Annotated in this window: 26 protein-coding genes and 1 pseudogene; 20 read left to right on the top strand and 7 right to left on the bottom strand. The window is 37.3% G+C overall.

Features of this window, described 5'->3' with window-relative positions; genetic code table 11:
- Positions 1-142 precede the first annotated feature (142 nt).
- Complete coding sequence (locus QNH20_RS13810) at positions 143-706, bottom strand: TetR/AcrR family transcriptional regulator (protein WP_283918584.1); 564 nt, start codon at positions 704-706, stop codon at positions 143-145.
- Between the two features lie 246 nt (positions 707-952).
- Between QNH20_RS13810 and QNH20_RS13805 the strand changes: the two genes are divergently transcribed.
- From QNH20_RS13805 to QNH20_RS13740, 14 genes and pseudogenes are all read left to right on the top strand, one after another.
- On the top strand, positions 953-2,506 hold the full coding sequence (locus tag QNH20_RS13805) for a spore germination protein (RefSeq protein WP_283918583.1): 1,554 nt from the start codon (positions 953-955) through the stop codon (positions 2,504-2,506).
- Position 2,507: 1 nt separating this feature from the next.
- Positions 2,508-3,614 (top strand): GerAB/ArcD/ProY family transporter, encoded by a 1,107-nt coding sequence (locus QNH20_RS13800; RefSeq protein ID WP_283918582.1) that lies wholly within the window; start codon positions 2,508-2,510, stop codon positions 3,612-3,614.
- The gene (locus tag QNH20_RS13795; protein ID WP_283918581.1) at positions 3,611-4,768 is read left to right on the top strand and encodes a Ger(x)C family spore germination protein; all 1,158 of its coding nucleotides are present in this window, start codon (positions 3,611-3,613) and stop codon (positions 4,766-4,768) included. The genes QNH20_RS13800 and QNH20_RS13795 overlap by 4 nt, the downstream gene beginning before the upstream one ends.
- Positions 4,769-5,207: 439 nt before the next feature.
- A complete protein-coding gene (locus QNH20_RS13790) occupies positions 5,208-5,582 on the top strand; it encodes a hotdog domain-containing protein (protein ID WP_283918580.1) in 375 nt (124 codons plus the stop codon).
- A gap of 197 nt (positions 5,583-5,779) precedes the next feature.
- Positions 5,780-6,199, top strand: a complete 420-nt coding sequence (locus tag QNH20_RS13785) for an RrF2 family transcriptional regulator (protein ID WP_283918579.1) — start codon at positions 5,780-5,782, stop codon at positions 6,197-6,199.
- Positions 6,200-6,348: 149 nt separating this feature from the next.
- Positions 6,349-6,747, top strand: a complete 399-nt coding sequence (gene spxA / locus QNH20_RS13780; RefSeq protein WP_283918578.1) for a transcriptional regulator SpxA — start codon at positions 6,349-6,351, stop codon at positions 6,745-6,747.
- An 82-nt stretch (positions 6,748-6,829) separates the two neighbouring features.
- Positions 6,830-6,964, top strand: coding sequence for a BA3454 family stress response protein (locus QNH20_RS13775; RefSeq protein ID WP_283918577.1), 135 nt, complete (start codon positions 6,830-6,832; stop codon positions 6,962-6,964).
- A 404-nt stretch (positions 6,965-7,368) separates the two neighbouring features.
- The gene (locus QNH20_RS13770) at positions 7,369-7,506 is read left to right on the top strand and encodes a hypothetical protein (RefSeq protein WP_283918576.1); all 138 of its coding nucleotides are present in this window, start codon (positions 7,369-7,371) and stop codon (positions 7,504-7,506) included.
- 279 nt (positions 7,507-7,785) lie between these two features.
- Positions 7,786-8,010, top strand: a complete 225-nt coding sequence (locus QNH20_RS13765; RefSeq protein ID WP_283918575.1) for a hypothetical protein — start codon at positions 7,786-7,788, stop codon at positions 8,008-8,010.
- A 1,017-nt stretch (positions 8,011-9,027) separates the two neighbouring features.
- The gene (locus QNH20_RS13760) at positions 9,028-9,399 is read left to right on the top strand and encodes a GntR family transcriptional regulator (protein WP_283918574.1); all 372 of its coding nucleotides are present in this window, start codon (positions 9,028-9,030) and stop codon (positions 9,397-9,399) included.
- A pseudogene (locus tag QNH20_RS13755) lies at positions 9,396-10,297 on the top strand (ABC transporter ATP-binding protein). The gene QNH20_RS13760 and the pseudogene QNH20_RS13755 overlap by 4 nt, the downstream one beginning before the upstream one ends.
- Complete coding sequence (locus QNH20_RS13750; RefSeq protein WP_283918573.1) at positions 10,294-10,980, top strand: hypothetical protein; 687 nt, start codon at positions 10,294-10,296, stop codon at positions 10,978-10,980. Before QNH20_RS13755 ends, QNH20_RS13750 begins: the two are co-directional and overlap by 4 nt.
- A 450-nt stretch (positions 10,981-11,430) precedes the next feature.
- The gene (locus QNH20_RS13745; RefSeq protein WP_283918572.1) at positions 11,431-11,838 is read left to right on the top strand and encodes a GNAT family N-acetyltransferase; all 408 of its coding nucleotides are present in this window, start codon (positions 11,431-11,433) and stop codon (positions 11,836-11,838) included.
- A 19-nt stretch (positions 11,839-11,857) separates the two neighbouring features.
- Positions 11,858-12,397 carry a histidine phosphatase family protein gene (locus QNH20_RS13740; RefSeq protein ID WP_283918571.1) on the top strand — a complete coding sequence of 180 codons (540 nt, stop codon included), beginning with the start codon at positions 11,858-11,860 and terminating at the stop codon, positions 12,395-12,397.
- Positions 12,398-12,465: 68 nt separating this feature from the next.
- Here QNH20_RS13740 and QNH20_RS13735 read toward each other — a convergent pair whose 3' ends face one another.
- On the bottom strand, positions 12,466-12,936 hold the full coding sequence (locus QNH20_RS13735; protein ID WP_283918570.1) for a DinB family protein: 471 nt from the start codon (positions 12,934-12,936) through the stop codon (positions 12,466-12,468).
- 396 nt (positions 12,937-13,332) lie between these two features.
- Here QNH20_RS13735 and QNH20_RS13730 point away from each other — a divergent pair, with 396 nt between their 5' ends.
- The gene (locus tag QNH20_RS13730) at positions 13,333-14,736 is read left to right on the top strand and encodes a M28 family peptidase (RefSeq protein WP_283918569.1); all 1,404 of its coding nucleotides are present in this window, start codon (positions 13,333-13,335) and stop codon (positions 14,734-14,736) included.
- A gap of 191 nt (positions 14,737-14,927) precedes the next feature.
- Positions 14,928-15,308, top strand: a complete 381-nt coding sequence (locus QNH20_RS13725; protein WP_283918568.1) for a VOC family protein — start codon at positions 14,928-14,930, stop codon at positions 15,306-15,308.
- A 151-nt stretch (positions 15,309-15,459) separates the two neighbouring features.
- Here the strand turns inward: QNH20_RS13725 and QNH20_RS13720 are convergent, their stop codons facing one another.
- Positions 15,460-15,636 (bottom strand): hypothetical protein, encoded by a 177-nt coding sequence (locus tag QNH20_RS13720; RefSeq protein WP_283918567.1) that lies wholly within the window; start codon positions 15,634-15,636, stop codon positions 15,460-15,462.
- A gap of 274 nt (positions 15,637-15,910) precedes the next feature.
- On the opposite strand from QNH20_RS13720, the gene QNH20_RS13715 reads away from it, so the two are divergent.
- Both QNH20_RS13715 and QNH20_RS13710 read left to right on the top strand, forming a co-directional pair.
- Positions 15,911-16,207 carry an antibiotic biosynthesis monooxygenase family protein gene (locus QNH20_RS13715; RefSeq protein WP_283918566.1) on the top strand — a complete coding sequence of 99 codons (297 nt, stop codon included), beginning with the start codon at positions 15,911-15,913 and terminating at the stop codon, positions 16,205-16,207.
- Positions 16,208-16,346: 139 nt separating this feature from the next.
- Positions 16,347-16,964, top strand: coding sequence for an NUDIX hydrolase (locus tag QNH20_RS13710; RefSeq protein WP_283918565.1), 618 nt, complete (start codon positions 16,347-16,349; stop codon positions 16,962-16,964).
- A 384-nt stretch (positions 16,965-17,348) separates the two neighbouring features.
- Here QNH20_RS13710 and QNH20_RS13705 read toward each other — a convergent pair whose 3' ends face one another.
- Both QNH20_RS13705 and QNH20_RS13700 read right to left on the bottom strand, forming a co-directional pair.
- The gene (locus tag QNH20_RS13705) at positions 17,349-18,011 is read right to left on the bottom strand and encodes a response regulator transcription factor (protein WP_283918564.1); all 663 of its coding nucleotides are present in this window, start codon (positions 18,009-18,011) and stop codon (positions 17,349-17,351) included.
- Complete coding sequence (locus QNH20_RS13700) at positions 17,980-20,151, bottom strand: GAF domain-containing sensor histidine kinase (RefSeq protein ID WP_283918563.1); 2,172 nt, start codon at positions 20,149-20,151, stop codon at positions 17,980-17,982. The genes QNH20_RS13705 and QNH20_RS13700 overlap by 32 nt, the downstream gene beginning before the upstream one ends.
- 192 nt (positions 20,152-20,343) lie before the next feature.
- Between QNH20_RS13700 and QNH20_RS13695 the strand changes: the two genes are divergently transcribed.
- On the top strand, positions 20,344-21,039 hold the full coding sequence (locus QNH20_RS13695; RefSeq protein ID WP_283918562.1) for a hypothetical protein: 696 nt from the start codon (positions 20,344-20,346) through the stop codon (positions 21,037-21,039).
- Positions 21,040-21,588: 549 nt separating this feature from the next.
- On the opposite strand, the gene QNH20_RS13690 is transcribed toward QNH20_RS13695, so the two are convergent.
- A complete protein-coding gene (locus tag QNH20_RS13690; RefSeq protein WP_283918561.1) occupies positions 21,589-22,383 on the bottom strand; it encodes an SDR family NAD(P)-dependent oxidoreductase in 795 nt (264 codons plus the stop codon).
- A 358-nt stretch (positions 22,384-22,741) separates the two neighbouring features.
- Positions 22,742-22,900, bottom strand: coding sequence for a hypothetical protein (locus QNH20_RS13685; protein ID WP_283918560.1), 159 nt, complete (start codon positions 22,898-22,900; stop codon positions 22,742-22,744).
- 284 nt (positions 22,901-23,184) lie between these two features.
- Between QNH20_RS13685 and QNH20_RS13680 the strand changes: the two genes are divergently transcribed.
- Positions 23,185-24,105: a DUF1259 domain-containing protein gene (locus QNH20_RS13680; protein ID WP_283918559.1), complete on the top strand. Its 921-nt coding sequence runs from the start codon at positions 23,185-23,187 to the stop codon at positions 24,103-24,105.
- The last annotated feature ends 6 nt before the right edge of the window (positions 24,106-24,111 follow it).

Raw genomic sequence — 24,111 nt, 5'->3', positions numbered from 1 at the left:
TCCTAAGATTCATTATTATAGTACATGTTTTTCTTCTATCAGTTGCAAAGATACTTTCCAAAGAATTGACCAATCACTCGCCAGCCAACGTGAAAATAAAAATAAAATTTCATTTCACATAATTAATCGTACTATTCCTACATTATTTTTCAGGCGAGGAGTTTATGAGCCCAAATAATAAAATATCTACTATGGAATTCAATGCATCAGATACCGTGATACTATTTTCTAAAAAAAAGCGACGGTCAAGTGCCGAATTTGTAGCATCTATAATCAACTTCATAATAAGCTGAACGTTCCTCTCAACGATAAGACCCTCACGAATACCTTGTTCAATTAATTCCCGTAATGCATCCCACTGGCTGAGCGCGTTGTGAATTCTCTCCCATTGTTCAGGATAATAACGCTTCATCTGTTCCAAAATTCTCAGATCATAAAATTCATTATACTTTGGAACAAGAGTGATTACACTTCTGATTTTTTCAAGTAAAGACAATTGGTCATCTTGGATAATTTTCTCGGTTTTTTCGTCAAATTCGGTTAATGTCTGTTCAATAATAGCATCTAAAATGTCTATCTTTGAGGGAAAATGTTCATATAGCGTTCGCTTACTAATACCGAGCCTTCTTGCTAAATCATCCATCGTAAATTTCATGCCTTTATTATGAATCTCTTCTATAAATGCCTTCATAATCCGAACTTGCATTATCAATCCCCCTCAAAAGAAGATGTAAACTAAATAAACAAAAATGGTTTCATTAGTACCCAACATTATTTTACTTCATTCACAGATAGAAATCAAAATGATGTACTATATAAAGAACTTCTATTGGAATGAATGTGTATTTTGTAATCCAATGAATTTCGCCATTTTCGAGGACCAATATAGTAAAAATTTGTATTTTAGGTAATGATAAGGACTATTAAAGGGATTGGTAAGGAGAATTTAAGAATGAAGAAGAAAAATTTTTTTAAAAGGAGAGCCGCTTTTTTAAAATCTGATAGCATACTTGAACCAAAAAGATCTGGAAGCCATCTCTTTTCATTGTCTTTGGATAAAAATATCCAGTTGTTAATAAGTAAATTTGGTGAAAGCTCGGATTTTGTTTATCACCGTTTTAACTTAAATCTGCATAATACTCCAGCAGCGCTCATTTTTTTAGACAGCCTTGTGGATACGGAAATAATAAATAATCAAATTATGAGATTTATCCTTCAGCTTGAAGATGATCCTAGCTTATCTAAAAGTAAGAATATAGTCGATTTTATTTTTATGAATTTATTGCAATTTACAAATATCTACAAGCTAAATGACACGGATAACGTTATTCGTGCCTTATTGTATGGGGATACAGTACTTTTTGTTGAAGGGCAGGATCTTGTCCTTGGAATCAGAACAGGGCAAATTAAGACAAGGAGTATTTCAGACCCCAGTATTGAAAATGAGATAAAGGGACCGAGAGAATCATTTATTGAAGATATACACACAAACATGGCAATGGTCCGCAGAAAGATTAGAAATGAGAACCTTCGTTTTCTCAATTTGCAAATCGGAGACATCACCCAAACAGGTGTATGTATCGGTTACATTCATGGAATAGCTGATGCCGCTCTCGTATCAGAGGTCAAGGAAAGATTAGGAAGAATCCAAATAGATGGTGTATTGGACAGTGCATACATAGAAGAATTGATTCAAGATCATCCCTATTCCCCTTTTTCTCTAGTTGACTATTCAGAAAGGCCGGACAAGACGGCAGCCATGTTATTGGAAGGGAGAATCGTTATCTTTGTCGACGGCACTCCTTTGGTACTGATTGTCCCTGTTATATTCATGCAATTTTTTTCAACGAGCGGCGATTATTACCTCAATTTTTACTTTGCCTCCTTTCTTCGCTGGATTCGTTTAGCCGCATTCTTTTTTGCTTTAACAGTACCGTCACTATACATTGCACTTACCACAATGCATCAAGAAATGATCCCTACACAATTAGCACTGCGAATAGCAGGCTCTCGTTCAGGGATTCCTTTTCCAGCTCTTGTTGAAGCTCTTTTAATGGAAGTTTCATTTGAAATTCTGAGGGAAGCTGGAGTACGACTGCCTAAAGGTGCTGGCCAAGCTGTTAGTATTGTGGGAGCTTTAATTATCGGACAAGCTGCGGTAGAAGCGGGAATCGTTTCTCCCATCTTAATTATTGTGGTATCGCTGACTGGGATTTCATCGTTTGCTATTGCAAAGTATGAAATCGGTTTAACCGTACGCCTTTTACGTTTTCCATTAATGATAATATCTTCTATTTTGGGGATACCGGGAATAACGGTAGCGATTCTTGCTCTATTAGTCTACATGGTTTCCCTAAAGTCGTTTGGTGTTCCGTATCTGTCTCCGCTGTCGCCTATGACAAAGTCGGATCTGAAGGATACTTTAATTCGTGCTTCATGGAGAAAGCTAGCTAAGTCCAAACACTTCTTTAATAAAGAAAACGAATTTGACATAGAAGGTGAATGAGATGAAGACAAGCCATAACCAGCCAAAAATTAACGCGAAACAGCTTTGTTTTATTTTACTTACTAACCGTGTCTCAGTGATGGTCGTGTTTCTTCCAACCATATTGTCGACCGCAAACTCAAAAGACACATGGATTTCTTCTCTTATATCCGGTTTTGGCGGCATGGTGATTACCTATGTGGTAGTAACACTCTCAAAAAGGTATCCCAGATACACTTTAATCCAAATTTGTATCGCTTTATTTGGTAAATGGATCGGTGGCATCTTATCTCTTCTTTACTTATGGTTTTTTCTCCATCTGAGCTTTATTATCATTCGAGAATTTGCAGAAATTTTAAATATAGCGTTGATGCCGGAGACGCCAATTCAAGTTTTTATTATATATGTAATACTTGCTGTCATTTTTGCTGTATATAGAGGACTGGAAGCGATTGCACGAACAAGTGTGATTATACTGCCCATTTCTTTAGCTTCGCTTCTAATCATTTTAATTTTATTAGCGAAAGAATTTCATTTGGAATTGCTAAGACCGATCGCAGAAAATGGATGGATACCAATTATGATAGGAAGTATCGTTCCAATCTCTTTATTTGGTGAAGTCATATTGATTGCTATGTTATTCCCCTATGTCGAGGATCAACACAAAGTATTAAGGTATAGCATGCTGGCTGTATTAATCGGAACATTTTTTTTATTTGCCTTAAATGCAGCCGTCATGAGCCTATTTGGTCCGATAGAAGCTACAAATTTAACATTACCAGTATACTCACTCGTTCGTATGATATCTATTGGAGAATTTCTTGAGAGAATTGAGGCGATTATGGTAGCGATATGGATTGGTTTACTATTTATCAAAATGTGTATCTTTTTATATGCAGGCGTACTTGGTACCGGGCAATGGCTTCGTTTAAAATCGACTAAATTTATTATTATTCCTTTTGGAGGAGTTGCGTTAATTCTTTCTTATATATCCTTTAAGAACATTGCTGATCTCAAATATTTTACTACGCCAAAGCATTGGGGTGCCTATAGCCTAACACTTGAATTTTTGATTCCATGCATTTTATTAGCCGTATCATTTTATCGAAAAAGGAAGAGAGCAATATGAGGTGTTCACGTCTTCAAAAAATGATATCGATTTGTATCCTTTGTTTTCTCTGTTTTTTTATTGTTGGCTGTTGGAACCGTAAAGAAATCGAAACCCTCTCTTTTGTGATTGCAGTAGGCATTGACCCTTCAGAGAGTGGATATTTAGTTAGTAGTCAGGTTGCGAACACGGCTGCATTAACGAAAGAAGGTGTTAAGAACGCGCCGAACTTTTTTGTTTATTCTACTCCTGGAAAAACGATATTTGATGCGATTCGAGATGCAACCCATAATTCGCCCAATAAACTATTTTGGTCACATACAAAAGTTTTAGTTCTCAGTGAGAAGACAGCACGGAAAGGGCTTATGCCTGTCCTTGAATTTTTTGCTCGAGATGCAGAAGAAAGAAGAAATTTTTTACTAGTTATTACACCACAGAAAGCAAAAGATATCATTAAGACAGATGTAAAAACAACACTTATTCCGTCCATGACATTACATCAACTATTGGAAGGGTACAAAGTTTCTTCCCAAACAGCATATATTAATTTGAATGATTTCTTACGGGATCACCATGGTACGACCTGTCCTTTAATCCCCGTTGTGCATCTTGTCAAAAATCAGGGAGGGAAACAAGGGTTCGCTGTATCGAAAGCTGCTATTATTAAAGGAGATAAGTTTATTTCTTACCTTACACCTAGCGAAACACGGGGAGCTTTCTGGGTGCAAGAAAAAGTAAAAAGTGGAATTTTAGAAACTAGATGTTTGAATCAAAGCACAAAAGAGCGGATTGCTTTTGAAATATTTAAAGCTGAATCGAAAATAAAAGTTGAAAAAAGATTCGGAAAATTTGTAATTACAGTCAAGATCAATGAAAAAGGGAGCATTGCCGAAGCATCATGTTTAAAAAATGAAATTAATCCTATCAAAATTAAGGAAGTAGAAAAGCTGAAAAAGGAAGCAATCACCAAAGAAATAGAAGCAGCTTTGAAAAAAGCACAAAAGTTAAATACAGATATTTTTGGTTTTGGGGAAGTCATTCATCGTTCTTACCCCAAAGAATGGAAAAAAATAGAGAAGGAATGGGACGAGATATTCCCAGCATTAAAAGTTGATATTAAAGTAGAAAGCAAAATTACAAACAATACATTAATCCAACGGAAAGGACAAAAGTAGGTGCATCCATGATTTTTGCAGCCATTTTATTTCTTACATTCATTAGCTTAAAGGATCTTCCTGTATTGATAAAAAAATCAAGGTGGAAAGAAATAACTGTGTATACATTCCTTACAATTCTCAATCTAACAATGGCCCTTTTTGTTCTATTGGACATTCATTTTCCTAACCCACAGGATTTCATTAATTCCATTGGAGATAAGCTATTTGGTAAAGGTGAATATGAATAATGCCGATTCTGCTTAACTCCCTCTAACTTGTGTTTTGCAGCGCTGGCAAGGCCTGCGGGTAAATCATCATAATGGTTAACAAAGAAAGAAATACGAAATAAAGTTTTGATTTTACTAATTGTTCTATGCAAAAAAATTGCAGAAGGATAAAAATTAATTTAAAATTAAAAATATTTATAATTCAATAAAAAAACGAGGTGGAGATTAATTTGTCGTTACAGGTAGGAGATATCATTAAGTTCGAACGGGCATTCACAGCAGAGGATGTTGTAATGTTTACAAAGCTATCAGGTGATGAGGGAGTTCATCATATTAACCCAGATGAACAAGGACGACTTATCATCCAGGGGTTACTAACTGCTACATTACCTACAAAAGTAGGGGGCGATCATAACGTTCTCGCTCGTACTATGAATTTTGAGTTTTTAAGACCAATTTTTACGGGAGATACAGTAATTTGTGAAGTAACAATTGAGAAATTCGAAAAGCAAGAGAATAGAATATCTATTATCACATCCTTTTTATGTAGAAATCAGAATGAGAAAGCAGTAATGAAAGGAAATTTTTCGGGAATCATACTATAAACTTTATATTTTTCTTTAGCCAAAGGTTCAGTTTAATGCAAGAGGTAATTTACGTTTCTTGATCGGGAGGCATTATTAAATTAGCCTTTTTTAATCTTTTTTATTTCTCACCAAGTATTTACAGTTGACTTATTAAACTGTATATATTAAATTTACAGTATGATCAGTTGAAAATGAATGGATGGAGATGTAGCATCATGAAAAGTGATTTTGTCATAGCAATGCATAGTCTGGTTTTATTAGCTAACACACCTGATCATATGGCAAATAGCGAAACAATCGCAGAAAATGTTTGTACGAATCCAGCAAGAATTCGAAAGGTAATGAGTATTTTACGTAAAAGTGGGTATGTAAAAACAAAAGAAGGCATTGGCGGAGGATATGTATTAAGTTGTGATCCTGAAGAAACAACTATGTCTCATATTTATTTGGCCATTTCATCTGGTTCACTTAAACCCCACTGGTGTACAGGTGACCCAAAACAAAATTGTGTGATATCTTCTAATACTCAGGGTGTAATGGAAGAAATTTTTATAGAGGCTGAGCAGCATATGCAATCTTATTTAAACCAAATAACGATCAGCAATGTACTGCACAGAATAAAAAAGCTTGAATAAACTAGAAATAACAGTATTATTGTAGCTGAACTGTATATTTTTTAATTACATTTAGTAAAATTAGCTCGTATATCTCGAAATGTAATAGGGTAGATCAAGATATAGGGCTTTAATTCATTCATAAATGTTTTGAGGGAGTGTGTATTAAAATGGTAAATCTATATACGACACCTAGCTGTACTTCTTGCCGTAAAGCAAAGGCATGGTTTGAGGACCATCAAATTGATTATATTGAAAGAAACATATTAACTGATCCTCTTACTGAAGATGAGATTAAATCTATTCTTCTTATGACAGAGGAGGGAACGGATGAGATCATTTCTACAAACTCAAAAACTTTTCAAGAATTAAATGTAAATATTGAATCTCTTTCACTTCATGAAATGTATAAACTCATCATCAATAATCCTAAAATGTTACGGCGTCCCATTATCCAGGACGAAAAGAGATTACAGGTAGGATTTAACGAAGAAGAAATTCGTAGTTTTCTTCCTCGAAGCATTCGTACATTTATGAGAATGGAATCACAAAAAGCTGCCGGTTATTAAAAATGTTTTACCTGACGATAGGGAAGTATTGCATAAAAAGAACGAAACACTTTTATATTTTTTTGAAAGGAGATGGATTACGATGATAGAAGTAACAGTAACAGTTAAATATAAAGAAAGAAATTATCAAACCAATGTTATTGCTAATAAAGAAATGAGCTGGGAAAAAATTAAACTTTTAGCAAAAGAACAAGTTGAAAAACAATGGGGTGTGTAAACAAAAGGTATCATAAAGCTGGTAATCCAGAAAAAACATATGATATATCGTAAGGTTTACTTTTTCTGGTTGAATATCTTGAATTGAATATAAATGTTTATCGATCCATTCAGATTAATTCACCCTATGTTTTTTCTGATGTGATACTTGTGTAATTGAAGGAAACGCATCGGTTGTTTCGGAGAGTAAACAAGTGTCTACTGTGAAAAAATAAAAGTAGGAATATTTTTAAAGAGATAAAGCAGTATAATGGTATGCTACCGTTCAAAAGGTTTCTCAAAAAAATGATTAATCTTGAGAGCTTTACAAAGCCTCAATCATTGAGATCCTGAAAAATGGTGGCTTTTTTTATGGGAATGAGGCGGTCCCATAAATATTTAAGAACAAATAAAGGAGGGAAGACCATGACAAACCGTAATGACAATCGGAAACAGCCACATACCGGAGGGAGCCAAGCAAAAGGGACCGATACGGAATTTGGTACTGAATTAGGACTAAATAAAAAGCAAGGGAAAAAAGCAGCAAGAGAAAGTAATAAATGATTAATAAACGAAACCTCTAACGTGCCAGTATTATAGCAGGTTGCCACAAAATTTTACGTTCCATGCGTTTGAGCATTGTTCCCATATGCCGAATGTGTAAACCAGAAGCGTATTGGCACATCATCGGAAAGATTTTTTAAAAGTTATGTCGAGAAGCAAAGCTCGAAGACATTTTGATACGAAACCTACAAAGATAATCCACCCTAGATTCATGATCTTGGGTGGATTATTCATAGTAATATAAAAGTTATACCTTATGTCACCAAAAAGGTGGATGCATTGGAAAACAGCAAGGGTGAAACATCGGCGGCGGGCAGCACGGATGAATTATCGGTGGTGGGCAGCAATGGTGAAACACCGGCGGCGGGCAGCACGGATCAAACATCGGCGGTGGACAGCATGGATCATACATCGGATAACAACTTGGCGGATGGTAAACTTGTGGTGCTACTTGGGGTATATTTGGTAAAACATTTGTTGGTAAAATCTGCTGGACTGGCATGACATTCGGACTTACCATCGGTTTACTTGGCATTACGTTAGGCATTACGGTAGGACTTACATAGGGCTTAGTATCCACTTTTATCTCTCCTCTACATTTTTTAATACAAAATAGTGTATGTGTCTATAGGAGAGAGTGTATAGACGTTTCCCCATTGATATTCCATCAAACCTTAATTCCCTTATTTATATAAATCGTCTGTTTCATCTATAAACGAGATAAAGCAGACTTTAATTCCTTTGAAATGGTGGGTAAGTTGAAAATCCTCCCTGAAAAGGATTTGATAATAAAAAAATAATAGTTTAGAAAGCCGCTATTTTCTAAAAGATATTTGCTTTTTTAGATTCGAATAGAATCTAAAAATCTCTGCAAATTGAAGTGCTCTTTCCGCAAGTTGGAGCACATTTTCCGCAAGTTGAAGTTCTCTTTTCGCAAGTTGGAGTGCTAATAGACAAGACTAACATTAAATAAAACATGAATCGTCCATTATCGAAGTGTAATTTTACATAAAAATCTGATTTTTTATGAGTTTCTCCTAGATTTATAGCAACAATATTTACTAAACTGCCTAGAAATCTATTAACCCATTTCCTCGCTGATTAGCTAATACGGTACTCTAACAATAGTTCTCCAAGTTCTCTCCGGACGGTATCTTTAAAGCCGAATGTTTGATAATACCGCAAGTCATTCGTATTTGATCCTTTTACTCCCAAGATGATGTTTTGGCTGCAATCAGGCAGCAATGCTAAAAAATTTATGGCTTGAGTCAGAGCATCTTGCCATTGCCCTTACCATACTGTGTTAAATCTATCATTAATCGGATTAATCCAATACGTTCCATCCTCCGGTTCCCTCCTTTACAAAGAAATCTAACTATATTCTAATAATCAACCATAGGTACAACTGATGGCCCAAATTTTTAACGGAACAATTTTTTGGGGCAAATAGCCGTTGACTTCACGGTTCATTTGTTATATGGTTAATTACATAAGTAACTAACCAATGTGGTGGTGTGTATTATGACTTTGACTATGGACGACAGTCGCCCGATTTTTATGCAAATTGCTGAGAATATCGAAGACGATATTATCGAAGGCCGGTTGCCGGAGGAATCTCAAGTGCCGTCAACGACTCAATTTGCATCGTTTTTTCAAATAAATCCGGCAACGGCGGCCAAAGGCGTTAATTTGCTGGTGGACGAGAACATTTTGTATAAAAAGCGGGGGATCGGCATGTTTGTGGCAACAGGCGCAAAAGCAAGGCTGATGGAGAAGCGAAAGGAGAGTTTCTACGAACAGTATGTTGTGGCGATGATTCGCGAGGCGGAAAAGCTTGGCATTTCGAAAGAACAATTGACGGATATGATCTGGAGAGGGGAAGGAACGCAATGAAGAACATTGTTGAAGTCCAAGGGCTGACCAAAACGTATGGCGGAGTCAATGCGGTGGACAATGTCAGCTTTACAATGGAATCGGGCAAAATTTACGGATTGCTTGGCCGAAACGGCGCGGGCAAAACAACGATCATGCACATGCTGACGGCGCAGATGTTTCCGACCAGCGGGAAGCTGCGCGTGTTTGGAGAGGCTCCTTATGAGAACAATCGCGTATTAAGCCAGGTTTGTTTTATTAAAGAAAGCCAGAAGTATCCCGACCATTTTCGAGTGATCGACGTGCTGGAGTTGTGTCCGGTAATTTTTCCGAATTGGGACCAGCGATTTGCCGATCAATTGGTGAATGATTTCCGTCTGCCGCTGAAACGGGGAATGAAGAAGCTGTCGCGAGGCATGCTCTCGTCCGTCGGCGTCATCATCGGTTTGGCGAGCCGCGCGCGCCGCTGACGATGTTCGACGAGCCTTACCTGGGGCTGGACGCTGTAGCGCGGGAGTTGTTCTATAATCGGCTGATCGAGGATTACGCGGAACACCCACGGACGATCGTTTTATCCACGCATTTAATCGACGAGGTGAGCCGGATTTTGGAACATGTGATCGTCATCGACAGCGGCAAACTTATTCTAAATGAGGATGCAGATGCCATTCGTCGCGGGCAAGCTTATACCGCCGTAGGCCAGGCGGAGAAAGTAGAGTCCTTCATTTCCGGGCAGGAGACGACCGACCGAAAGCCACTCGGCGGCCTATTGTCGGTGACAGTGCTTGGTAGTCTAGATCCAGGAAGACGGAAGCAGGCCGAAATACTAGGTCTGGAGCTTACAACGGTGTCACTTCAACAGCTAATCGTTCATTTGACCAAACAAAAATCTAATCCCAGGGCGGTGGACATCCGTTGAATAAAATTGCAACCGTAATGAAAATTCATGCAAAAGATAAACTTATGTGGTTTATAGTTCCATGGTGTTTTGCATTAATTCCTGCTTTTTTGATTAACCTCTTGGGTGGATTGATTGTCCGGCCGGAAAACGGGTTTTATACCGGCGGTTTGTCGTCTATATTCTTTTTGATGATGCTTATCGGCATATCTACACTGACGAAAAGCTTTCCGTTTGCGCTTGGTTTGAGCATCCGGAGAACTGACTTTTTCTTGGGGACCGTCATGATGGCCGCCATCGTTTGCTTGGGTAATTCTGTCGTGCTTTCAGCGCTATCGTTCGTGGAGGGTGATTGGGGCTGGGGGGTCGAGATGCATTTTTTCAACCTGCCTTATTTGAGTGATGGGTACCTGGCGGAACGGTGGTGGACCTTGTTCGCGACAGCGTTTCATATCACCTTCCTCGGCTTCTTTATTAGCGCCATATTCAGACGTTTCGGGAGGACGGGGCTGTTTGTCCTGTTTCCGGTTATTCTTATTGCGGGGTCCGTGATTGGGTTTATGTGCACGTATTTCGGCTGGTGGACGGACATTGTCAATTGGCTAACCGGACATTCTGCCGCCCAATTAGCCTCGTGGTTGTTTGTTGTCGCGGTCATCTATGTCCTGCTGTCGTTTATCATGATCCGCAAAGCAACCGTTTAGCGGGTAATACGCCGTATGGCCGTCCGATCATTTGTCGGGCGGCCTTCGCTGTATGTATAAGGACCTGTGAGGATGAGAGCACCGGGCTAAACGCCCCTCTTTTGTCGATTACCGATTACGTTGCATGGGCCGATATTAGTTCGGAGTGAAGCCTGTTTTAGCACATGAATATGCAGTGGAAAAATTCGGGTCGTTGTAACCGGACCGCTCGGCGGCATCAGGAATCTTAAATGATGTTTCGTGCAGCCTAAACTGTTATCTTGATGTATAATCCATATTTTAATAAAAAGCTAAACAATATAAAAATTTTTTGAGAATTACAAGTAAAAAGAATGCCATAAAATATTATGCAGTGTTTAAGCAAAATAAAATAATTTCGTGAAGGTGGTATCCTGTGAAAAATTGAATAAAAAAGTATCGGTTTTTTAAGAATGAATTGGAGGTGTTAATGTGGAGAGAAGGATCAATTATACTGTGGAACCACCTGAAAATTTTCAGCAATTATTAACTTTATATGAATCATTGGGATGGAATTCATTGAATTTATCAGTTACTGAATTGGAACTCATGTGCAGGCAAAGCTGGTACGCTATTTATGCATTTGATGAACAACAATTAGTTGGGATGACTCGTATTATCTCGGATGGTGTAATTACTGGTATTATTTGTGGTGTGTGTGTATATCCCAGCTATCAGTCCAAAGGAATTGGAAAAGAAATGTTGAACCGAATTATTGCTCATTGTGAGCAAAAAAGAGTCATTCCTCAACTAATGTGTGCAGATAGCTTAGAGTCTTATTATGAAACTTTTGGATTTCAGCAATTTTCAATTGGAATGTCAAAAAATATAAAACGATAGCTTTTTTGGAGTGATTTAGATGAAGAAAATTTATTTGATTAGGCATTGCGAGGCTGAAGGACAGCCATTCGAAGCGCCGCTAACAGATCGAGGTGTTAAACAAGCTGTTGAGTTAGCGGATTTTTTTTCTAGTATTAAAATTGATCGTATTATTTCAAGTCCGTATTTACGGGCTATTCAATCCTTACAACCACTTGCGGAACGATTAAATATTGAGATCGTAACTGATCAACAATTAATAGAACGTGTTTTAAGCAATAAAAATATTCCAGATTGGTTTGAAAAACTGAAAACAACATTTGATGATCTTGAACTGAAATTTGAAGGGGGAGATTCCAGCCAAGAAGCAATGAAACGAATCGTAGAAGTGGTGGAGAAGGTTTTTAATAGTAAAACTGAAAATACAATCATTGTGAGCCACGGCAATTTAATATCCTTACTTATAATGTATTATCATAAAAATTTCGGATTTGAAGATTGGCAAAATCTTAGTAATCCCGATGTGTTTCTTTTAAAAAATGAAAATAAGCTAGTAACCTATAAACGATTATGGAAATAAACAGAGGAGCATTTTATAAAAGGACAAAAACACACGTTCAGTCTTTGTCCTTTTATAAAAAAATTAGGCTAAAAAGAAGGTTGTATGCATTTTTTTAAATCAAGAATCGCTTGTAAATGCATGCCCTCATGAAAAATAGTTCGGATTAATACTTGTTCGATGGTGTGCATCCCCATTTCAGTAGGTGGGAATTCTTCCTCAAGCCTTTCACCATATACATCTTTTATTTTCGCTGGTTGTTCTTTTAGTAAATTCTTTAACTCTTCTAATGATGGTGTCTCGGAATTGAAGTTTGCCGGAGTGGTTCCAAACCCAAACCAAGATTTAAATTGTTCAGGAACGCCACACTTTTCTTTCGTGACTGCCTGAATCCATAAATATTGGTCGAGGTACATATGTCCTAGGTTCCAACGAATATTATTTTTAAATCCGAAAGGGATTATTTCTGCTTCCTCTTCTGTAACATTTTCCATAACGCTTAAAACATAGCTGCGATAGGACTCTAGTTGCTTAAACAATACTTCATGTCTTTGTTTCATATTCGGCATTCCTCCTTTTTTATAGATATGTATTCGGTGAGAATGGTCATTCCCCTGTTAAAGATCAAAGTTTACGTATCAAGTCTAAACATCGCCTAAAGGGATCCTTTGTTTAATGATTAGTCCTTATAATTGCCGACTTTATACATAATTAGTAAAGTTGAAGGGGACCTTTCATCTTCTTACTATGATTTAGGTAGTATTGCCTATCATTTCTGGCTTGTTCATGGTTAATCAACATGGTTCTACATTTTACCACTTTCTTAATAGGAAAAATGTAATTGTGAACGTAGATAATTCATGCTTTTTGTAAAACTATTAAAGTTTACTAATCTATTAATATCAATGATAATCTACTGGAAGCGTTTGCGTTTTTTTAGAAAGAGGAGGGCTTAAATGAGCAAGAAAAAAGCGTTGTCAGTATTATTAACTGCAGGACTAGTCTTAAGTGTCAATGGAGTATATGCACAAGGACCTGAGGGAGCGCCAAACTCGAACGCAGCATCCGCCTTCGACAACAAGATCATCAAGAAAATTAGCGCCGACAACATGTATAACACAATTGATTCATTATCAAAGGAGCCACGTGCGGCAGGCACTGATGGGGAGCTTAAAGGAGCACAGTACATAAAAGGCCAGTTTGAGAAGTATGGGTATGAGACAGAGCTGCAGCCTTTTAAAATCTATGATGTTATTCGAAACAATGTAAGTGGATTAGTAGAAATTGGCGGACAAAATCTTAACCCATACGTTTTTTCCGGCTCCTATAGTGGTGAAGTAACGGCAGAGGTCATGCATGTTGGTAAAGCCATTTCCGGTACGGTACCGGATTCGGTCAAAGGGAAGATTGCCCTGATTGAACGTGGGGATATCACCTTCGTTGAAAAAATCCAAAATGTGTTAAATAAAGGTGCGGTTGGTGTCATTATGTATAACAATAGTGGTTCATCTAACGCATTTGGCCAAGCAAGTTATGGTCAAAATATTCCTGCAGTTGCCATCACGAGAGTCCAAGGCTTGGAATTAGTGGAGCAATTAAAAGCTGGATCGTTCACGGCTAAAATAAAAGTATCCGGGTCAGGTTTTCTTGAAAAAACCTCCTACAACGTCATTGCCAAAATGAAACCACATAAAAATAAGGATACTGGCCAGATTGTTATGATTGGAGCACACCACGATTCGGTTCCTGGTGGACCTGGTGCAAATGATGATGCTTCAGGAGTATCTGCTGTACTAGAGCTTGCTAGAGTAATGTCTAATATGCCAATTGATACGGAACTTCGTTTCGTTACTTTTGGCTCCGAGGAAAAAGGTTTGTTAGGGTCCTACCATTATGCCAGTACGTTAAGTTCGGAGGAAGCGGATCGAATCGTAGGGCATTTCCAAATGGATATGATCGGAAGTAAGGATGCCGGCGGTGATAACAAAGCAAACGGATTAATCATGTATACAATTGATGGAAAGAAAAATACTGTCACTGATCTTGCTTCCGCTGCAGGATTGAGAACTGCATTAGGTGAAGTGGTTCCGTATGGCCAGTTAGGACGGAGTGACCATCAGCCATTCCATGAACTAGGAATTCCGGCAGCCCTTTTCATTCACTCACCTCTAGAGCCATGGTATCATACACCAGCTGATACCATCGATAAAATTGATAAAAATAAACTACAAGAAACAGCTGAAATCGTCGGGGCAGCCGTTTATCAAATCGCGCGGCCAGACACGCCAGCCTTAGAACATTCTCGAGTTGCACCTAAACCAGTCGATTATGATTTCGAAAATCGCCCACCAGGAGCGTAATAAATTCTTACTAAGAAAAATAGCGGAAGAAATGAATCCGCTATTTGTTCTCTTTGTAAAAAATATGTTAATCATTAACCATTCAATAGACATTTAGTTGTTTAGCCACTTATAATCAAAAGTAGAATGATAAAGAATAATGAATGTTCAAAAAACAAAAGTGATTATCTATTAGAAATGGAGAGAAGCGAATGATAAATCAAGTCGGACAAATTATGTTATACGTTAACAATCAAGATGAGACTGCGAAATTTTGGACAGAGAAATTAGGGTTTATCGTTAAGTCTGAACAGGATAACGGCCAAGGAATGAGATGGATTGAACTTGCGCCATCTAAAGATGCAGAAACGAGTATTGTTCTCCACAATAAAGAATTAATTGCTAAGATGCAGCCTGAAATGCATTTGGGCACCCCATCGTTAATGTTCTTTTCAGAAAATCTAGAGCAATTATATAAAGAATTAACGGATAAAAATATCACAGTCGGAGAAATGGTAAATATGCCTGGCGGCAGAGTATTTAATTTTGCAGATAATGAACAGAATTACTTTGCTGTTATGGAGAAAAAATAGAACGAAAATAAATGAAATAACCACAAAAACGACTAGAAAATCGAACTTTAGTCGTTTTTGTGCTTTTTTAACGAAAAAATGACGTGTGTCAACCTTTTCACACGTCAATTCAAAAGTCATCTTATTGTTTAATGCTAATAATGATCCATCTTTAATTGATGTATCCTTTGTCTTTTAAACAAACATAGGCGTCATTTTGATTTTCTTCTTTTATTTGATATTCCAATGTTCCTTCTACAATTTTTGCACAACGTCCTCCAAACGGCTTGAGGGTTTCTTTAATTTCCTTTACATCTACACTACCTTTAATTGGGTAATTTACTTTCACAGCATCCACCTCCAATAATAACTATAGGTAATCGAAAATGATTTTGCTGTGAGAAAAATTACTGTTTATTAACAATCGATCAATTATCAAAAAAAAAAGTTTGAATGTCATCGGATAAAATAGATGGCTCAGATGGATGCCAAAAATATGTATGTCCATCAAACTGCAGGTCATACATGTAGGCAACAGGGGCCCCGGTGTACAGCACCATATGATAATGATCAGGATCGCCTTTTATTGTGAATTAGATGGATTTTTTTAAGGGGGACATTCCATGATTTTGGAAGCGGTTATGCTTCAGGTAAAGCAAGGTATGGAAGAGGAATATGAGGATGCATTTCGTCAGGCGTTAGTCATTATTTCTTCAACGAAAGGATACATATCCCACGAATTACACCGTTGTTTGGAAGTTAAGGGGAAATATTTGCTTTTGATAAACTGGGAAACACTAGAAGACCATACAGTTGGATTTAGACAATCAAATGAGTATCAAGATTGGAAAAAGCTTTTACATCATTTCTATGACCCATTTCCAACAGTTGAACATTTTGAAAAGGTTCGCTTCTCATAGGGAGTTGATTAATCTTTCCTGCCGCGATTTTTCTATAAAGAAGATCGCTTTTTTTCTATTAAAGATAGGTTAACTGTCTGTTTTGGGAGTAAAAGAAATATGGTAATATTAGGTATAATCAAGTTGGTGGTGATGATAAATGGAACCTAAATGGCTAGAATGGGCGAAGCAGCTTCAATCCATTGCACAAGCAGGATTAGCTTATTCGAAAGATGTTTATGATTTGGAACGCTTTGAATTGATCAGAAATATAAGTGTAGAAATATTGTCGCAACAGACAAAATTGGACAAGACTGTCATAAAAGAACTATTTGCAAGCGAAACTGGATATGCAACTCCTAAAGTTGATATTAGAGCCGTTATCTTTAAGGATAAAAAAATATTAATGGTTAAAGAAAATACTGATGGAAATTGGTCATTACCAGGCGGTTGGGGGGACATTGGATTAACCCCAAGTGAGGTCGCTGTGAAAGAAGTGAAAGAAGAATCAGGATTTGACGTGAAAGCAACGAAATTGTTAGCTGTACTTGATAAGAAGTGTCACCCTCATCCGCCTTCACCATATCACGTTTATAAAATGTTTATCCAATGTGAAATTATTGGCGGACAAGCAAAAAAAGGAATCGAAACGAGTGAGGTTGAGTTTTTTGCTGAAAATGAACTGCCACCATTATCAATAGCTAGAAATACAAAATCACAAATTGAAATGGCATTTAAGCATTTATATAATCCACAAGAACCTGTCTATTTTGATTGATTTTTAATAGAGTTGCTCTTTTTTTCAATAGGGTCTATGAAAGTTTATAAAACTTTTTAGAAAACTTAGCTATAGTTGATTCAGGAGAAATATATAATATTAAATGTTCTTGTACGTTGAAGTAATGATCTAATATAAGTGGACCAGTATCAGCTTTCGTGTAACAAAGCTTAAAGAAATGTTTTTTTCATAAAGCCCTAACTCAAATAACGGGTTCCGTTTTCGAATACAAAATAAAAAACATTAGAAAAGGGACATTAAATCGTAAACAATTTAGATGCCCTTTTTTTGTTCTTAAGGGGTTCTAAGTTTGCTTGGAAGCAGTAGAACCGTTCTTTAAATTATATTAATGTAATTTCTAAAATATATCGGCCTTCATTTCTATTATTCAGGCATTTCTTCATCTCTCAATCTGGATTCTCTTACCAGATGAATAACTTCTTCCCGATCTGCAACTTGCAGTTTGTTAAGGATGTTTGTCACATAATTCGATACGGTTTTTCTGCTAATCTGGAGCTTTTGGGCTATAGCTGAATTAGATGCTCCATCCGCCATGAAATAAAGCACTTCCCGTTCTCGATCGGTAAGGTCAGGAAACGCCTCTCGTGGGGCTGCCGGCTTTGCTATGGAAAAATATTCAATCATCTTTGAAGCAATGCCTGGGCTAAAGATAGCACCTCCATTGCCTACGGCTCTTATCGCATTTAGAAGATCGTCCTTTTCTGCATCTTTCAAGACATAACCTTTTGCACCAGCCCGCATAGCAGCAAAGACTGAATGATCGTCCTCAAACATGGTCAAAATAATAATTTGCGTTTGCGGATTCGTTTTCACAATCTCACGTGTGGCCTCAATGCCGTTACAACCGGGCATCCTTAGGTCCATCAAAATGACATCCGGATGCAAACTTTGAGCTAAACTAATGGCATCCTCTCCAGATGTTGCCTCCCCTACAACTTCTAAGTCAGGTGTAGTCAAAAAAAGTGTTTTTACACCATGACGAAATAATGGATGATCATCCGCTATAAACACCCTGAGCTTTTTCATTTTTCTCCCCCACTAATAATGTATTTACAGGTAAAAACACAGTTATTGTTGTACCATTTGTTCTAACACTATCAATTAGAAATTTTCCTCCTAACTCGTTTGTTCGCTCTTTCATCGATTCAATTCCGATGCCACCTTTATTTCCATTTTTTTTAATTGAAGACATCCCGATACCATTGTCTTCAATCATAATCTGTAACCCTCGTTCATTATGTTCGATGAAGGAAATACTTATCTTACAGTTTTTTGCCATCGAGTGACGAACAACATTCACAATCGCTTCAGTGGTAATTCGAAAGGCTGCTACTTCTACTGCTGCTGGTAAAACAGGCAGCCTATTGGGAGCATTTAAAGTAAAAACTACAGCTGTTGTCTGATTTCGATTTTTAGTTGGCATGGACAATTCCTTAATCCGTTCATGTATGGCTCCAATAAGTCCCATTTCATCCAGGGTTGGCGGACGCAAATCGTAAACCAGTGAGCGAATTTCTGAAACGGTTTGACGAATAGTGGTGTGCAATTCTCCGAGGATATCCTTTGTTGCAAGCGGATTACTTTCTACTAAATCTTCAGCAGCTGCTGCAGTGAGTGCGAGTGCTGCAAGTCTTGGTGCTAGGTCATCATGTAAATTGCTTCTGAGCTTTCGCCTTTCTTCTTCCCTGGCTAGAACAAGGTTTTCCCTTGATTCCTGCAGGTCAGCTGCTAAAATTTTCAAATCTAACGAAGCCTTTGCACTTTGAACGACGACACTTGCTTGGCGGACAAGCATATCTAATAATTTCCGATCGGATACCGTAAATTCTTCCCTGGGTGCCCGGCGTGCCAGTTTTAGCAACCCAATTTCCTCTCCTTGATATAGCAATTTATAAATAAAATGCTCGTCGTCTAATGTGCCTTCCTCCGAAACAGTTACCTCTACTCCATTTTTATATAAGGAAAGTGACGCATAAGGCAGTTTTAGTGCATCTTTAATGGTTCGAACAACCAAATGTAAAACAGCCTCAGGAGAAGAGGGGGTTTCCAGTTCCTTTGCCAGCCGAAGCAAAACGGAATAAGGGTCATCTTTTTCCCCGTACATTCTTAGATTAATGAACCGTTGTATCCTTTCCTTTAGAGGAGCAAACAATACTGCAATAATCCCGGTGGCAATTAATGAACTAAATAAATGATTTTGAATCTGAAGCAATAAACCTAAGTACCAAACGGCTAAAACATAAAAGGCAAGGGTAGTTGCTGTCATGATCCCGTAAACAAGTGTTCGGTTGACAATGAAATCAATGTCCCAAAGCCGATGCTTCATCATCGCGATTAAAATGGCAATTGGAATCAAGAGCATACTCAAATGAACACCAATTTCAACATAATACAATTGATAAGGATCTGCTAAGATGAACTCTTCATTTGGAACGAAAATGGCAGTTACACTAAATAAACCTGCCAATGCTAATACCACTCCGTATACCACCCATTTTGCCTGCTGCTTCTCAAGTGGGGTCAAAACGAATTTATATTTGTAAATCTGGACAAACATTAGGCTGCCAATCCAAATAATAAACCAGGAGCCAAATAACCAATTGGACACATACTGTAAATTTAAGTTGGAATTAGGAAAAATCATTCCTGGAATACGAAGCGTTATCAAAACATAACAAAGATATTTAGGCCATTTCGGAGTAAATTGGCCATTGGGAAATAGAAAAAAAAATAAAATGAAAGTAGCCATTCCCGTTGCTCCAATGGTTTGAACAAGATAGAGGAGAAAGGGATGAACAAGCTTAAGCGCACCCATGATAGGGGTAAAGGTTCCTCCCAGTGAAACAAGCATTAAGGTTCCAAATAATCCAATTGGATCAGATGATTTTTTCCAAAGTAGTAGGAGACCCGCAAATATAAACACAAATCCAAACACCGTGTAAATACTAACATAGGCAAAAGAATATTCAGTAGGTGTTAAGCCATGTGATTTTAGCCAGTTTGCACCAGGTGGAGGGTTATAAAACCCTTTGCAGACGGATGTAATACAGTTTAATTTAATATATTCATAGTAAATGGGAATGCTGACCAAAAACAAAATAACCGTAATCAAAGATAATGTAATAACGATAAACCGAAAAAAAGCGAATTTTGAGAAAGGGTACATTTCCTTAACTCTCCTGTCAATTGAACTTACGACAGATAAATCGTATCAATAATCAGATTATTATGTAAATAATATTTTTATTCCCTAATGAATTCCCGCCTTCCGGGAAAAAGAGCCTCTACCGTTCGGGTAGTGGTGGGATGGTATGATTCAAGTGTAAGAAAAATCAATTAAAACAGGGGGAACAAAATAATGAGTATTCCAAAAGGCTATCTTAAATTCAGCGGGATCATCCTTTTGTTGGGAGGATTAATGGGGTTTACAGGCCAACTTGTTCATCTGGGTGACGTACCTGAAACGTTAAAAGATATACCTGAATTTCTAAAAGGAGCGGTCAACATTCATGTACTGTTAGCCTATGCATCTACATTTATATTAATGGGATTACCAGCATTATTCTTACGTCAGGCTACTGGATTAAAATGGTGGGGCTGGCTGTCATATCCGCTTTTGTTTATTGGGTTGATGCTTGAAATTTTTCATGGACCAGTACAGATCATCGCTTATCCGATTATCTTTGATTTTGTTCATACTGCCGCAGATCTTAAACATGTAAGTGATCTCCTAAACAACATGGCGGTGGATCGATTTCCACTTCAGCTAGCAATATTTATCCCGATTATTCCAGGGATCTTTCTAGGACTCTTACTTTTAGGAATTTCTGCTTTACGTGCCAAGATCTTACCAAAAGCGCCTGCTATTTTTGTCTTTATCGTGTTTGCCATTCAAGTTCTTAGCTTTATCGTTCCAGTTCATATTCACCTGCTGGAAATCTCCTTCGCTTATATCCATCTGATTTTCGTCTGGTTTGGAGCTGTTTTAGCATTTGAAAAATCAAAATCTGCGGTAAGCCATGATAAAAATGATGTAGTTTTAATCAACAATTAATAAAAAAGACCCGCGGAATTCATTTCTGTGGGTTTATTACTAATTGTTGGCAAAATAAAGCAAATTTCCATTTATATCATCAGTCTTAATCATGTTCAACATTTCTAGTATCATCCTAAATTTATTAGTATTTTTACAACTACTTCTTTTCTTTTTCAAAGATACGAAAAATTTGATTAAAGAAAAGATTACTCCTAATGATTTTGCTGACAAATAGAAAAAAAGAGTCTATGTAATGAGTGCTTTTCTCATATTAGGTATTATTTTTATGTGCATTAAATTTCTGCTCTTTTTATTACCTTAATACTTTAGGTGGAATATCTATTATTATGAATTTATAGATAATGTATGCATTATTGAATAGTTAGAAACTAAAAGAGATACTTTTTTCATGGGCTACCATAGGATGTATAAGATTAGGATACACGATTCATAGGAAAAATCGCATTCACTAGTATCCTTATCAGGCATCTTTGACCAGCTGATTTACTTGTTAGCCTGTTTATAATGGATTTAATCGTTCACCGCCATAAAAAACCGGTAATTTCATTATTTAGGAGCTTGAGGTCCCTTGTAATCCTGCAGGATATTGCCGCCATCAACAACAAACAATTGACCGGTGATATAGGACGCCTGCTCCGATGCAAGGAAAGCAATTGTATGGGCTACTTCTTCTGGTCGTCCTGCCCTGCCAATTGGTGTGTGAAGGGCAGCAATTTTTTCATGCTCAAGCTGTGACCCTGTGGCAATCCAGCCGGGTGCAACATTATTGATCGTGATATTGTTCTTGGCTATTTCAATGGCAATCGCTTTGCTCATTCCCACCATCGCAGCTTTTGCGGCACTATAGGCTGATTCACCTGGAAAGCTGACTAATGGACCGGTAACAGAAGAAACATTTACAATTCTTCCGTATCCATGTTTTTTCATATGAGGGACTACCCTTCGCGTCACGTTAAAGCAGGTCGTCAGATTACGGGAAATGCCCAGGTCCCATTCCTCATCTTCCAGAATGGCGAACTCTGTAAGACTTTCGGGTGAACCAATCTGTGCCATTCCTGCATTATTGATAAGAATATCAATGCTGCTAAATTCCGCTATAACAGTATCTATAAGTCCTTGAACCTGTTCACGATCCATCAGATCAGCGATATAACCTCTGGCATGGATACCTTTTTGATTCAGCTCATTTGCACGTTCAAAGATTCGATCCGTTGTAGCTGTAATAGCTATTTTACCGCCCAGATTACCGATGATTTCAGCAACAGCAAAACCGATGCCGGAATGACTTCCCGCACCCGTAATCAAACAAACTTTGTCGTCAAATCTGATCAATGCCTTCATTTATTTTCTCCTTTATTATATAAATTGTTTCCTGCTCTCAGAAGGGATTTAACACTTTCCCGGAATACACTCGTATCGTGTCACTTAACCAATGCTCTTTACGGCAACCAAGACAGTTGACAATCTAAGGGAGATGATACTCTTTAATTATGCAAGTTGTATGCCATATTTAGAGTTGCCCACTATATTTATTTGTTTTTTTCTTTAGGTAGATATTCACTGTCAATCGCTTGAGGGGGTCTTACAAACCAACTGCGCTTAATCATTAAATTAGTAGCATCTCCATCAAATCAAAATGAGAGATGTAAAGTGTTTTATTTTGAAGCAGAAAAATAAAAAACCACTCAAAAGTGGTTTTTTAATCGCGCATTGCTCCTGCCTCTCGGGAAGTCATTGATCCTTGTCCTTCACTTACATCTTTTTGAATTTCTTGTTTTACTTTTTGTGCATCAGTTCCGGAAAACTCTGGTTTCATAATAGAACCCAAAATCTCTTTAGTCTGTTGATCCTGTTGCATAATACAAGTCCTCCTCAATTTATTGTTTAACAATCTTATTATTTTCAAAAATACATTCGGTATATCCCGAGGATTTGAGCGAATTTACTTAAAGTAACGGGTGCGATTCTTTATAACGATGGTTATTTTTTTCCTATTCAAGGATCGGGCAGGATAGTGCAATTAGCATTAGGATAAATAAATTGATGGTAGATGTGTGTTTAAATTTAATGTGCAAGAAAAAGCATAAATTAGGGGATTTTAATAGCATAAAATAGATTTACACACCTAAGGAGACTTATTCTATGCACATACGAAAATATATGACAATAATTGCCTTTTTAATATTTGGTAATTTTTCATTCAACAGCTTAATCCACGCAAAGGATTATTCACATAACCATTTGACTACAACTAAACTTTTACCACAATGGAAACTTGCAGAAAAAGAAATAGGAAAAACAGGTGAAATGAGAAAAGGTGAAATTTTTTATGTCAGTTTACCGCGTAATGATTTGAAAGTAAGGGTCAAAGGTATACCAATCCGTACAGGATTGGCTTTAGGGGGATGGATTGCTTTTAAACAAGTGGCTAACCAAACGATGGTTATGGGTGATTTAGTTCTAACGGAAAAAGAAATTCAACCTGTCATGAGTGAACTATTTAAACAAGGAATTAAAGTAACTGCGATTCATAATCATATATTAGGTGAATTGCCTCGGATCATGTATATGCACATTGAGGGACATGGTAATCTGGTACAATTAGCGAAATCCATACGTTCAGGTTTGGAACTTACCAAAATATATCAGGACCAAAAAGGTGACTCTTATTCCTTTCAAATTAATAATCAGAAGCTGGATAAAATCTTTAGACATAAAGGTACAGTTTCAAATGGTGTTTATCATGTAAGTATTCCTCGGTTGGAAAAAATCATCGAAAATGGCATGGAAATTCCTTCTGCTATGGGAGTATCAACAACAATAAATTTTCAGCCTACTGAAAATGGGAAAGCAGCTATAACTGGGGATTTTGTACTTACTGCTGAAGAAGTAAATCCGGTTGCAACAACATTACGAGAAAAAGGGATTGAAGTAACTGCTTTACATAATCATATGTTAAACGAGAATCCACGTCTGTTTTTTATGCATTTTTGGGGAAACGATGATCCTTTCAAATTGGCAACTACTTTACGTGAAGCCTTAGACAAAACTAAAAGTATGTAGATTTAC

The sequence above is a fragment of the Neobacillus sp. WH10 genome (assembly GCF_030123405.1).
Classification (GTDB): domain Bacteria; phylum Bacillota; class Bacilli; order Bacillales; family Cytobacillaceae; genus Neobacillus.
The sequence above is the reverse complement of the archived record's forward strand: the minus strand, read 5'-3'. Positions and strand labels throughout refer to the sequence as shown.